Raw genomic sequence first — 13,209 nt, 5'->3', positions numbered from 1 at the left:
TTGCGCGAATGCCTGCATTGACTGTGGGAGCTGGCTTGCCTGCGATAGCGTTGGGTCAGTCAACACTGTACTGACTGACAGATTGCCATCGCAGGCAAGCCAGCTCCCACATTGGATCTGCTTATGGCGCAATGACGAAGCAGCACCTGAGTGCCGCTTCGTATTGCCCGATACGCTTACTTACGCGCCGCCTCCCACGACTTGAGCAAATCGCTGTAAGCCACGGTTTCCCCTTTCGGCTTTTCGTTGGCCAGTTTCGGCTTCGGTGCGCCCGGCTGATCGAACCAATACTGAGCATCACGCTCGGGGTTCATTTTCGGGCCGCACACCGGCTGCACCTTGGAGCGTTCCAGGCGCGTCATGATCGCGTCCTGTTCCTTGGCCAGGTTGTCCAGCGCCTGCTGCGGGGTTTTCTCGCCGCTGGCGGCGGCCGCAATGTTGCTCCACCACAGTTGCGCCAGCCGTGGGTAGTCCGGCACGTTAGTGCCGGTCGGCGTCCACTCGACGCGGGCCGGGCTGCGGTAGAACTCCACCAAGCCACCGAGTTTCGGCGCCAGGTCGGTCATGGCCTGGGAGTTGATGTCGGACTCACGAATCGGCGTCAGGCCCACAATGGTTTTCTTCAGCGAGACGGTTTTCGAGGTCACGAACTGTGCGTAGAGCCAGGCCGCGAGTTTCTGTTTCTCAGGCGTCGACTTGAGGAAGGTCCAGGAACCCACGTCCTGGTAACCCTTCTTCATGCCCTTTTCCCAATAAGGCCCGACCGGCGATGGGGCCATGCGCCACTTCGGCGTGCCGTCGGCGTTCACCACCGGCAAGCCCGGCTTGGTCATGTCGGCGGTAAACGCGGTGTACCAGAAGATCTGCTGGGCAATGTTGCCCTGGGACGGCACCGGGCCGGATTCGGAGAACGTCATGCCGGCCGCTTCCGGTGGCGCGTAGGCTTTCATCCAGTCCACGTATTTCTGCGTGGCGAATACCGCGGCCGGGCCGTTGGTGTCGCCGCCGCGCGTTACGCTGGAGCCCACCGGGTGGCAGTCCTCCACGCGAATGCCCCACTCGTCCACCGGCAAACCGTTGGGCAGGCCCTTGTCGCCACCACCGGCCATCGAGAACCAGGCATCGGTGAAGCGCCAGCCCAGTGACGGGTCTTTTTTGCCGTAGTCCATGTGCCCATAAATACGTTTGCCGTCGATTTCCTTGACGTCTTCGCTGAAGAATTTGGCGATGTCTTCATAGGCCGACCAGTTCACCGGCACGCCGAGGTCATAGCCGTATTTTTCCTTGAACTTGGCTTTCAGCTCCGGGCGCTCGAACCAGTCGGCGCGGAACCAGTAGAGGTTGGCGAATTGCTGGTCGGGTAGCTGGTAGATCTTGCCGTCTGGCGCGGTGGTGAAGGAGATGCCGATAAAGTCCTTGATATCCAGGGTCGGCGAGGTGAAGTCCTTGCCCTCGTTGGCCATCAGGTCGGTGATCGATTCGGTCTTGCCATAGCGAAAGTGCGTACCGATCAAGTCGGAATCGTTGACCCAGCCGTCATAGATGTTCTTGTCGGACTGCATCTGGGTTTGCAGCTTTTCCACCACGTCGCCTTCCTGCAGCAAGTCGTGGGTCAGCTTGATCCCGGTGATTTCGCTGAAGGCCTTGGCCAGCACCTTGGATTCATATTCGTGGGTGGTGAGGGTTTCCGACACCACGTTGATCTTCATCCCACGGAACGGTTCCGCCGCCTTGATAAACCACTTCAACTCTTCGAGCTGTTGGGCTTCGGTGAGGGTGGACGGTTTGAACTCGCTGCCGATCCATTTTTTCGCCGCATCTTCATACGCATCGGCCCAGGCCGTGGCGCTCAAACCGCTGAGGGCCAGTACGGCGGCCAATGAAATGCTATGTCGCAGCTTATTGTTTTTATTCAACATAGAGACCTCCTGGTTGTTTATTCACGGAGCACTAGCCCCAACGCATCACACACAACAGCCACACCAGGGACAGCGCAGTCGCCACCCAGATGCTCCAGCCGGTTACGCCAATCACCAGTAAATGCAGGTAGGCGCTGCCGAGAAGACCGATAAACAAACGATCACCACGGGTGGTGCTGATCGGCAACAAACCGCGCCGAGGGATGCTCGGCGAGCGCAGCTCCCAAGTGGTCATGCCCGCCAGCAGCAAGGCAATGCCCGCAAAGAACAACGCGGTGGGGGTGGTCCAGGCCATCCATTCCATAATCGACTCCTCAGACCCGGCCGAGGGCAAAGCCCTTGGCCACGTGGTTGCGAACAAACCAGATCACCAGCATGCCGGGCAGGATGGTCAACACCCCCGCCGCTGCCAGCACGCCCCAATCGATACCCGAGGCCGAGACCGTGCGGGTCATCACCGCCGCGATGGGCTTGGCGTTGACCGACGTCAAGGTGCGCGCCAGCAACAGCTCGACCCAGGAAAACATGAAGCAGAAAAACGCCGTTACGCCGATGCCGGAGCCGATCAGCGGGATAAAGATCTTCACGAAGAACTTGGGAAAGCTATAGCCGTCAATGTAGGCGGTTTCGTCGATTTCCTTGGGTACCCCAGACATGAAGCCTTCCAAAATCCACACCGCCAACGGCACGTTGAACAGGCAATGGGCCAGGGCCACGGCGATGTGCGTATCGAACAAGCCAATGGACGAATACAGCTGAAAAAACGGCAGCAGGAACACCGCGGGCGGCGCCATGCGGTTGGTCAGCAGCCAGAAGAACAGGTGCTTGTCACCGAGGAAACGGTAGCGCGAGAAGGCATACGCCGCCGGCAATGCCACGCTCAGGGAAATCACCGTGTTCAGGCTCACGTAGTACAGCGAGTTGAGGTAGCCGGTGTACCAGCTCGGGTCGGTGAAGATCACTTTGTAGTTGGCCAGGGTGAAATCCTGCGGAAACAGCGTCAGCCCGCCAAGGATTTCGGTGTTGCTCTTGAAGGACATGTTCAGCAACCAGTAAATCGGCACCAGCAGGAACAGGATGTAGATGAGTAAGGGGATCAGCTTGCGTTTGCTCATGTTGGCGGCCTCAGCGGTTGGCGTCGGAGTGGGTCATGGCGGTGTAGAACAGCCAGGACACCAACAGGATGATCAGGAAGTACACCAGGGAAAACGCCGCCGCCGGGCCCAGGTCGAATTGGCCTACAGCCATCTGGGTCAGCGTCTGGCTGAGGAAGGTGGTGGCATTACCCGGCCCGCCACCCGTCAATACAAAGGGCTCGGTGTAAATCATGAAACTGTCCATAAAGCGCAGCATCACCGCGATCAGCAGCACGCTTTTCATCTTCGGCAACTGGATATGTCGGAACACCGCCCAGGCGGATGCGCGATCAATCCGCGCGGCCTGGTAGTACACGTCCGGAATCGCCCGCAGCCCCGAGTAACACAGCAGCGCCACCAACGAGGTCCAGTGCCACACGTCCATCACCAACACGGTGACCCAAGCGTCCATGGTGTTGGCTGCATAGTTGTAGTTGATGCCCATGGCGTTGAGGGTTGAACCGAGCAAGCCGATATCGGCACGGCCGAAGATCTGCCAGATGGTGCCCACCACGTTCCACGGAATCAGCAGCGGAATGGCGAGGATAATCAGCACCAGCGACGACCAACGGCCCTTGGTCGGCATGGTCAGGGCGATGGCGATACCCAATGGAATTTCGATCAACAGCACGCAGGCCGAGTAGATGAACTGACGCAGCAACGAGTCGTGTAAACGCGGGTCGAGCAGCACCTGCTTGTACCAGTCGGCGCCGACGAAGTAACGGCTGGACTGGTCGAAGATGTCCTGCACCGAATAGTTGACCACGGTCATCATCGGGATCACCGCACTGAACGCCACCAGCAGGAACACCGGCAACACCAGCCACCAGGCCTTGTTGTTCTGCACCTTGTTCATGGCTGCACCTCCAGCAGGTAGTCATCGGCGTAGACCATCAGCCATTGCGCGGGGAAGCTGATCGAGGCTTGGCTTTCGGGCACCGGTTTGTCTTCGGCCAGGCGCACTTTCAACGCTGCGCCGTCGAGGTTGAGGGTCATGATCTTGTAGGTGCCGAGGTCTTCAAGGTGTGTGACATCGGCCTGCAAGGCGTCAGGGTTGTACTCGTCCCACACGTGGATAAATTCCGGGCGAATGCCCACCTGCAGTGTCTGGTAGTCGGTGTCGCGGATACGCTGCTGCAACGCTTCGGACAAAGGCAGCAACGTGCCGGCAAAACGCACCCCGCCCGCCTCGGCTTGCACTTGGATCAGGTTCATCCCCGGGCTGCCGATGAAGTAGCCGACAAAGGTGTGGCTCGGCCGCTCGAACAACTCGCGCGGGGTGCCAAACTGCACGATCTGCCCGCCATACATCACCGCGATCTTGTCGGCAAAGGTCGAGGCTTCGAGCTGGTCGTGGGTCACGTAGACCATGGTGATGTTGAACTGCTCGTGGATCTGCTTGAGCTTGCGCCGCAGTTTCCACTTCAGGTGCGGGTCGATCACCGTCAGCGGCTCATCGAACAGGATCGCCGACACGTCGTCACGCACCAGGCCACGGCCCATGGAGACTTTCTGTTTTTCATCAGCGGTGAGGTTGCGCGCCTTTTTACTCAGCAGGTTTTGCAGGTCGAGGACTTCGGCGATTTCCTGCACTTTGCTGTGAATTTTCGCCTCGGCCATGCCTTGGTTACGCAGCGGAAAGGCCAGGTTGTCGAACACCGTCATGGTGTCGTACACCACCGGAAACTGGAACACCTGAGCGATGTTGCGTTTTTCCGGGGTGAGGTCGTTGACCACTTTATGGTCGAACAGCACCTGGCCTTCCGACGGGCTGAGCAGCCCGGAGATGATATTCAGCAACGTCGACTTGCCGCACCCCGACGGCCCGAGCAAGGCGTAGGCTCCGCCCTGCTCCCACACGTGGTTCATTTCCCGAATCGCGTAGTCTTCAGGGCCGGCCGGCGTAGGGCTATAGCTGTGGGCGAGGTTCTGCAAATGGATCTCGGCCATCAGGCAACCCTCGCAACGCGGCGCCCGGGGGCCTGGACCAAACGGCCCTGACCATCGAACACAAACAGTTTATGGGTGGGGATATACACGCGGATCGGCGCATCGACGTCGTACTCGTGTACCCCCGGCAGGTGCAGCACCAGCAGAAAATGTTCGCTGCGCACGTGCAGGAAGGTTTCCGAACCACTGATCTCGGCGACTTCCACGGTCACGGCCAGCTCCAGGTCATCGTCGTTGCTTGGCACCAGGCTGATATGACTGGGGCGCACGCCAAAGCGGAACTCGCCCTCGCCGATGGGGCGCAGGTCGACGTTGAGCGGGAAGTGCACGAAGTTGGCAAAACTCACTTCATTGCCGCTGATTCGTCCCGGCATCAGGTTGATCGGTGGCTCGGAAAACAGCTCAGCCGCCAGCACGGTTTGCGGCTGGTGATACACCTCGGCGGCCTTGCCGCTCTGGATCACCCGGCCCTCATGCAAAATCGTGGTGGTGCCGCCAAGGGCCAGGGCTTCGTTGGGTTCGGTGGTGGCGTAGATGGCGATGGTGTGGCGTGCCTTGAACAGCTCGCGCATTTCCTGACGCAGCTCTTCGCGCAGTTTGTAGTCCAGGTTCACCAGCGGCTCATCGAACAGGATCAACTCGGCGTCTTTGACCAGCGCACGGGCCATGGCCGTGCGTTGCTGCTGGCCACCGGACAGCTCCAGCGGGTGGCGCTGCAGGAACTTCTCGATGCGCAGCATCTTCGCGGTTTCGAGCACCTTGCTCTGGATCAGCTCGTTGGACACACCGGCCTGGCGCAACGGCGAGGCGATGTTCTCGAACACGGTCATGGTCGGGTAGTTGATGAACTGCTGGTAGACCATCGACACATTGCGCAGACGCACCGGCTTTTGCGTGACGTCGACGCCGTTCATCAGGATGCGCCCGCTGTCGGGCTTGTCCAGGCCGGCCATCAGGCGCATCAGGCTGGTCTTGCCGGACAGGGTGCGGCCGAGCAACACGTTGAAGGAACCGGCTTCGAAACGCAGGTTGGCGTCGTCGATCCAGGTCTGGCCTTCGACGACGCGGGAGACATTTTCCAGGGTCAATGACATGACACGCCCTTTTTATTATTGGAATGAATCTGGCAACCATGCAGAGCGAGTTTCGTGCCAGAAGTGGCAGGTGATTGATCTGTAAGCAAATGCGGAAAAAGCAGTGTTCAAGGATGAACACAACTGAACAATCCCGGCTGAACAATTGAACAGGCGCGGGGTTGACAATGAACAGTTGTGAACAACAATTGATGGGCGACACCCGCCAGCTTGTGCAAGCCCAATAACAATAAAAATGAAGGTCGCCCCATGGCCGAACCCTTGGCTCACGACACCCTTATTCAGGATTCCTGGCGGCGTTGCCGCGCATTTGGCCTGGATCACCAGAGCACACCCAGCTTTGACCAACTGCCCGCCGAGGGCATCAGCCAATTGCTGGAAAGCCAGCATTCGCTGGTGCAGACCACGCATCAGGAAGTGCTGCCCTACTACGAAAACATCTTGAGCAATTCCAACTGCCTGATCATGTTGGCCGACAACCAGGGCCAGGTCCTGACATCGTGGGGCACCCAGCGGTTTATCGAGCCGAAACTGGCGCGCGGTTTCAGCGCCGGCGCCAGTTGGCAGGAGCGCAGCAGCGGCACCAATGCCATCGGCACCGCACTGGCCTGTGCCCAAGCGGTGCACATCGAGCACGATGAACACTTCCTTAAGGCCAACCGTTTCATGACCGGCTCCGCGGCGCCGATCTTTGACGCCCAACGCGAAATCATTGCGGTGCTGGATGTGTCCAGCGACAGCTATTTGCCGCCCTCCCACACCTTGGGCATGGTCAAGATGATGAGCCAGACCGTGGAAAACCGGCTGATCCTCAACTTGTTTCGCGGCGAGCATTTCCAATTGACCTTCAATACCGGCCTGAACAACCTCGACAGCCAGTGGGCGGGCCTGCTGATTTTTGATGAGAGCGGTCAGGTGCTGTCGGCCAACCGCCGCGCGGATAACCTGCTGGGCATCAGTTTGTCGCGGGTGCTGATCGACAGTCTGTTCAAGGTGTCATTGCTGGAGTTGTTGAATCAGCCTGAAGGCTTGCCGTTTTCGCTACAGGCGGCGGGACGCAATCGGTTTCAGTGTTTACTCAAACGCCCGAAGCAGATGCCGGTGCAGGCGCGAGTGTTCAGTGAGCCCAAACCCAGCAAACCTGCGGTCATAAAACCGACCTCAATTAGCCTCAAGACCCTGCATTTTGGCGATGTGCGCGTGGAAAAAGCCGTGCGCCAGGCCGAACGTCTGCTGGAAAAGGACATACCGCTGCTGATTCACGGCGAGACCGGCGTGGGCAAAGAGGTGTTCGTCAAAGCCCTGCACCAGGCCAGCTCGCGCAGCGCGCAGGCGTTTATCGCGGTGAACTGTGCGGCGATCCCCGCGGAGTTGGTCGAATCGGAACTGTTCGGCTACGAAAAAGGCGCCTTCACGGGCGCCAATCAGAAAGGCAGCATCGGCCTGATACGCAAGGCCGACAAGGGCACGCTGTTTCTCGATGAAATCGGTGACATGCCGCTGCCGACCCAGGCCCGGCTGCTGCGCGTGCTGCAGGAACGCTGCGTGCAACCGGTGGGCAGCAGCGAGGTGTTCCCGGTGGACCTGCGCATCATCTCCGCCACCAACTGCGCGCTACGCGAATGGGTGCAGGCCGGGCGCTTTCGGGAGGATTTGTATTACCGCATCGGCGGCCTGACCCTGGAGCTGCCGCCGTTGCGCGAACGCACCGACAAACAGGCGCTGTTCCAGCAGTTGTGGCAGCAGCACCGCGAGCCGAGCCAATGGGCCGGGCTGAGCAGCGAGGTGCTGGCATTGTTTGAACAGCACCCGTGGCCGGGGAATTTGCGCCAGGTCAGCAGCGTATTGCAGGTGGCGCTGGCGATGGCCGAGGAACAGCCGGTGCGCCCGGAACACCTGCCGGATGATTTTTTTGTGGATTTGAACGTGACGGCGCCATTGCCTGCCAGCGAGTGGTGTATGGAGGATGGCATTGACCTGACGCAACGCTTGAAGGCAGCGGGCGGGAACATTTCCCACCTTGCGCGGGAATTGGGCGTGAGCCGCAATACCCTGTACAAGCGCCTGCGCCAGAACGAACGCTGAGCTAACGCGGCTTGACCACCACCAGCAGGTCGGTGAAATACTCCACCTGGATCGGCAAATTGTCGGCGAGTGCTGCGAGCGCGGCCGCCGTGTCGTCGAGCTTGAACACGCCGGACACGCGCAGGTTTTTCAACGCTTGTGCATCGAAACGTACCAGGCCATGGCGGTAGCTGGCCAAGGTTTGCAGCACCTCGCTCAATGGCTGGTCGTTGACCTTGAGCAGGCCACGGGTCCACGCGTCCGAGTCGGTGTTGCCAATCGCTTGCGGCGCCTGGGCGCGGCCATGGTCGAGGACCGAGCGCTGGCCGGCTGAGACCTTGACGCCCTCTTTGCCCTCGCCTTTGACCGCCACGCTGGACTCGATCACCGTGACCACGGTGGTGCCGTCCGCCGCGCGCTTGACCATATAGCGCGTGCCCAATGCCGTGGCCGTGCCCTGGTCGGTGCGCACCACGAAGGGCCGTTGCGCATCCTTGGCCACCTCGACCCACAGCTCGCCTTGCAGCAGTTCGATCACACGTTGGTGGCCGTCGAACTTCACGTCCACTGCCGAGTTGCTGTTGAGCTGCAACCGGCTGCCGTCTTCGAGGGCGACCTGGCGGCGTTCGCCGACGCCGGTGCGCTGGTCGGCCATCCATACCGGCACGCGCTCCAACCCCACCCAACCGCAGAGCAATACGCCGAGTAAACCCAGCACCTGTGCGCCACGCGAGCGTTGTGGGGCGAAGGCACGATTAAGGGCGATGCGCGCCGGTTGCGCCGGCAAGGCGTCGAAGTTGCCCCACAGCACGCGCATGCGTTCGATGGCCACGGCGTGGCGCGGGTCGGCCTGGCACCAGGTGTTGAAGGCGTGGCGGTCGGCATCGGTGACATCTTCGTCGTTCAGTCGTGTCAGCCAATTCGCCGCTTGCTGGATGATGTGTTCGGTGTTCACGACAGCGGGTCCGTCACGTGCAAGCTGTGATAGCAATGCACCAGGGCCGTGGAAATGTAGTTTTTGACCGTGCTGGGAGATACATCCAGGCACGTGGCGATCTCGCTGTAGGTCAGCCCGTCAAGGCGACTCAACAGGAATGCTTCACGGGTTTTCGCCGGCAGGCCGGCGAGCATTTCGGCGATGCGCTCCAGGGCTTGCAGTGCCACATGCACCGCAGCAGGGTCGGGCATGCCGGCGTCTTCGCACTGGAGCACCAGGGCCTCCATGTACGCCCTTTCGATGCGCCGCCGCCGCGCGCCATCGATCAGCAGGCGCCCAGCGGTGGTGGCGAGAAAGGCGCGGGGTTCCTTGATGGCTTGCGGCTCGGCCAGCATCAATACGCGAATGAACGCATCGTGGGCCAGGTCGGCGGCGTACTGGGAACAGCCGAGTTTTTTGCGCAGCCAGCCGTGCAACCAGCCGTGATGCTCGCTGTACATTGCCGTGAGGGTCTGCTGACGGGCGCAATCGCCCGGCGCGGCCGGAATGTCATGCATACGCAAAAACTTCTCAAATGGGAAATGTTACCAATTGCGCGAACAATGCCAGTAAAACGGTGTGGGGGCAAGGGGCTCTCCGGTAAGCCCTGATGCTGTTCGGTTAAGAAAGGCGGACGGGCGAACGAAGCAGGTTGAATGTGGGAACTGCCTGGGATGGGCATAGGTATCTACGCAACTTTTTGTGTTGCATTAGGCCTGTGGCGGGGTTAGGTAGATTGAGTACATATCCGTTGCTGCGGTAACGGCTTCGTAGGGTTCCGCTCTTACAGCGGGTCACTTTTGGCAAACGCCCCAAAAGTAACCAAAAGGTCTTTGCCCCACCACTCGGTGCCTCGCCTAGGCTCGGCATGCCCGCACTCCGGCCCGTTTCCGCGGGTCGCCGCGATGGGCCATCCCTGGCCCAGCGCGGCTAAACCGGCATCCCTGCCGGTTTACCCGCTCCACCGTGCCTACTTGCGGCCATCGTGGTTAACGGGGCCTGTCAGATCAAAATCAAGATCAAGATCTACAGCACGGCGGCCTAGTAGCCGACCTGAGTGGTTGAAGCAAAAACAGGGCAAAAGCAGAGCAAAAGCAGAGCTGCTTTTCTGTGGGAGCTGGCTTGCCTGCGATGCAGACACCTCGGTACATCAGGCAAACCCAGTTGATGCCTTCGCAGGCAAGCCAGCTCCCACATTTGACCGAGTACACACACATCTACCTGATGTACTGAGCTCAAAATGTGGGAGCGGGCTTGCTCGCGAATGCGGTGTGTCAGTTACAAATAAGCTGACTGACACACCGCATTCGCGAGCAAGCCCGCTCCCACAATTAGACCGAGAACAGTTTCAGTAAACAGGTCGGCTGTCAGGCCGCCTCGCTTTCGCTTTTGATCTAACCACTCAGGTCGGCTACTAGGCCGCCGTGCTCTTGCTTTTGATCTTGATCTTGATCTTAGGCGCCCCGTCAACCACGCTGGCCGAACGCAGGCTTTGGAGCGGGGGTAAACCGGCAGGACGCCGGTTTAGCCGCGCTGGGCCAAGGATGGCCCATCGCGGCGGCCCCCGCTCCAAAGCCGGAGTGCGGGCACACCGAGCCTAGGCGAGGTGCCGAGTGGTGGGGCAAGAGCCTTTTGGTTACTTTTGGGCTCTTTTCAAAAGTGACCCGCTGTAAGAGCGGAACCCATATCAGCCCTAACCCAAATAACGGATATGTACCCAGCGCCCCCAGCACCACCACAGAACTAAATTAGTAAAAAAGATGTGTAGATACCTATGCAGCGATGCAGGCAAGCCAGCGCCCACATTCGAGTGGTGGCAGGCTTAACGCCAGCTCCACGACACACCGGTATAGATACCCCGACCGTCTGCAGGTGTAGACCGCGCCACATCCAAGCCCTTGTCGTCGTAACCCGGCGTGACCGTATTGGCATAGCGCCGGTTGGTGAGGTTGCGCAGGTCGACCCACGCTTGCCAGTCCTGTTTCGGCGCGTCGTAACCGAAGGTCGCGCCCAGTGTGGTATAGGCCGCAGCGTAGTAAGAGTTGGCGTAGTCCACCGCCACACGCGATGAGTGCTCGGTGTTGAGGCTGGTGTACAAACCGGTCGGATGGCTGTAGCGCAGTTGCGCCTGGTAGTAATGCGTGGGAATGCCCGGCAAGGTGTTGTCGCCGAAACGGTCGTCGTCACGGTAATGGAAGTCGCTGTAAGTGTAGGCCTGGCGCAAAGCCAGCTGGCCGTTGCGCCCGCCGTCCCACAACGGGCTGAGCAGGCTCAGTTCCACGCCTTGGTGCACGGTGGGGCTGGCGTTGGCTTCGGCGACAACCGCGTTGCTGGTGGCGGTTTGCGCCTGGGTTTCCACGGTGAGCAGTTCGTGGCGCACTTCGGAGCGGTACAGCGCCAGGTCCCACTGGCCAAACCATTGTTCACCACGGCCGCCGATCTCCAGCGTGGTGGCGGTCTGATTGCGCAAACTCACGCCTTCGCGGGCCAGCCCTGTGGCCGGCCCACTCGTAAAGTATTTATTGGAACCCCAGATCATCGACCACGCATGCGGTGGCTCGACCGAGCGGCTCAGGTTGCCGTACACCTGCAATTGCGGGGTGAAGTCATAGCGCAGGCCAATGCGCGGCGCGTAATCCCAATCGTGCTGGCTGAGCGGCGCCTGACCTTCGGGGTAGGTCACCTGGGTTTCGCGGCGGGTGTAGATCGCGGCAAGGCCGGTGGTCAGCCACAAATCCTCGACCAGTTCCAGGTCATTGCCGATGTGCAGCACGGTGTCGGAACCCAGGTAGCTGTAATCGCGGGTCTTGGTGCCGGGCGCGTAATACTTCGCGGGATCAGCGGAAGGCACGCGCACATATTCCGAAGCGCCGTTATTGGGCATCGCCTGAGTGGTGCGCAGGCCAAGCGTGGTTTTGCTGTCGTGACCGAACAGCCTGTCCTGGCGGATGTAGTTCAAGGTGCCACTCACGTCGGTGTAGGCGACTTTGAGGCGGTTGGTGCCTTCGCGCAGGTCCATCGGGTAGTCGTGATAGGCCAGCCCGACCTCGACGCGGGCGTTGTCATCGAGCTGCAAGGTGGTCTTGTTGGCGAGCCAGGTCGAGCCGGGTTGCAGGCGTTTAGAATCACGCGCGGCGTTGAGGCTGTTGGCGGCCGTTGGGTCATGGCTGATCTGGTAACGCGTCAGCTTGCCGGGCGTGTCGTTGGTGGTTTCGCGGTAGCGAAAATAGAACCGCGTCTGCAGGTCCGGGTTGAAGCGGTAGCCGAAGTTGGCCGCAATGCCCTTGCCGGTGCCGGCGCTCTGGTGCTGGTAGCCGTCGGACTCCGAGTCGGTCAGGCTGATGTAGTAGTCGGCATCCCCCAGCACCTGGCCGGAGCTGATCTCGCGCTGGGCATAGCCGCGGCTGCCCAGTTCATAACGCACTTGCAGCTTGGGCGCGTCATAGCCCGTGCGGGTGACATAGTTGACCGAGCCACCCAAGGCCAGCGCGCCCTGATCAAAACCATTGGCGCCGCGCAGCACTTCGACACGGCTTTGCCACAGCGGGTCCTTGAGTTCGTAAGGTGTGCCACCAGGGCCGGTCAGCGGCAGACCGTCGAACATTTCATACAGGCCGGAGGCGTGGGAGCCTGGGCTGCGGTTCAAGCCCGAACCCCGGATCGAGAGTTTCACGCCTTCATTGTTCGCCGCCTTGGCGTACACCCCGGCCTGGTACTTGAACACATCTTCGTTGGTGCTCACGCGCCCCTGCTGCACGCTGCTCATGTCGATGTAGTTGGTGCCACCGGGCACGCTTTTGAGTTGCGCCTGGGCCACCTCGCCTGCGCTGGCTTCGCTGCTGGTGACCTCGACCGGCGCCAATTGCAGTGCTTCGGCATGCGCCAGTGAACTCAAGGCCAGGGCGGCAAAAAGAAGCGGAGGTTGGCGCAACAGCATGGGCAAGTCCTTGGAATTCGGGGGCGTGACAGGCCTGGGCCATCACGCGAACAGTGATGGGAAGGCAAGCAGGCTCATCAAGTCACGCCTTATTAACGGACCAGACCCTTCCCACAACAGCATCGGACACCGT

General features: G+C 60.4%; 10 protein-coding genes. 1 reads left to right on the top strand and 9 read right to left on the bottom strand.

The features are described 5' to 3' along the window. Positions 1-176: 176 nt before the first annotated feature. Genes ACA065_RS11345 through ACA065_RS11320 form a run of 6 tightly spaced genes read right to left on the bottom strand, consistent with a single transcriptional unit; the run spans position 177 to position 6,099 of the window. The gene (locus ACA065_RS11345; RefSeq protein ID WP_497694576.1) at positions 177-1,919 is read right to left on the bottom strand and encodes an ABC transporter substrate-binding protein; all 1,743 of its coding nucleotides are present in this window, start codon (positions 1,917-1,919) and stop codon (positions 177-179) included. Positions 1,920-1,950: 31 nt separating this feature from the next. After that, entirely contained in the window at positions 1,951-2,223 is a 273-nt protein-coding gene (locus tag ACA065_RS11340) for a DUF2160 domain-containing protein (protein WP_497694575.1), read from the bottom strand. Between the two features lie 10 nt (positions 2,224-2,233). Beyond that, entirely contained in the window at positions 2,234-3,034 is an 801-nt protein-coding gene (locus ACA065_RS11335) for a carbohydrate ABC transporter permease (protein ID WP_003232361.1), read from the bottom strand. A 10-nt stretch (positions 3,035-3,044) separates the two neighbouring features. Next, the gene (locus ACA065_RS11330; RefSeq protein ID WP_017137728.1) at positions 3,045-3,911 is read right to left on the bottom strand and encodes a carbohydrate ABC transporter permease; all 867 of its coding nucleotides are present in this window, start codon (positions 3,909-3,911) and stop codon (positions 3,045-3,047) included. After that, entirely contained in the window at positions 3,908-5,005 is a 1,098-nt protein-coding gene (locus ACA065_RS11325) for an ABC transporter ATP-binding protein (RefSeq protein ID WP_497694574.1), read from the bottom strand. Before ACA065_RS11325 ends, ACA065_RS11330 begins: the two co-directional genes overlap by 4 nt. Then, complete coding sequence (locus tag ACA065_RS11320; protein ID WP_497694573.1) at positions 5,005-6,099, bottom strand: ABC transporter ATP-binding protein; 1,095 nt, start codon at positions 6,097-6,099, stop codon at positions 5,005-5,007. Before ACA065_RS11320 ends, ACA065_RS11325 begins: the two co-directional genes overlap by 1 nt. Before the next feature lie 249 nt (positions 6,100-6,348). Here ACA065_RS11320 and ACA065_RS11315 point away from each other — a divergent pair, with 249 nt between their 5' ends. Continuing rightward, positions 6,349-8,184 carry a sigma-54-dependent Fis family transcriptional regulator gene (locus ACA065_RS11315; RefSeq protein ID WP_497694572.1) on the top strand — a complete coding sequence of 612 codons (1,836 nt, stop codon included), beginning with the start codon at positions 6,349-6,351 and terminating at the stop codon, positions 8,182-8,184. Position 8,185: 1 nt separating this feature from the next. Here ACA065_RS11315 and ACA065_RS11310 read toward each other — a convergent pair whose 3' ends face one another. The 3 genes from ACA065_RS11310 to ACA065_RS11300 form a co-directional block, all read right to left on the bottom strand. After that, positions 8,186-9,118 carry a FecR family protein gene (locus tag ACA065_RS11310; RefSeq protein ID WP_497694571.1) on the bottom strand — a complete coding sequence of 311 codons (933 nt, stop codon included), beginning with the start codon at positions 9,116-9,118 and terminating at the stop codon, positions 8,186-8,188. Continuing rightward, the gene (locus tag ACA065_RS11305) at positions 9,115-9,657 is read right to left on the bottom strand and encodes a sigma-70 family RNA polymerase sigma factor (RefSeq protein ID WP_497694570.1); all 543 of its coding nucleotides are present in this window, start codon (positions 9,655-9,657) and stop codon (positions 9,115-9,117) included. Before ACA065_RS11305 ends, ACA065_RS11310 begins: the two co-directional genes overlap by 4 nt. Positions 9,658-10,961: 1,304 nt before the next feature. Further along, complete coding sequence (locus tag ACA065_RS11300) at positions 10,962-13,076, bottom strand: TonB-dependent receptor family protein (protein ID WP_497694569.1); 2,115 nt, start codon at positions 13,074-13,076, stop codon at positions 10,962-10,964. Between the last annotated feature and the right edge of the window lie 133 nt (positions 13,077-13,209).

Source organism: Pseudomonas sp. LBUM1640 (assembly GCF_059716225.1).
The sequence above is the reverse complement of the archived record's forward strand: the minus strand, read 5'-3'. Positions and strand labels throughout refer to the sequence as shown.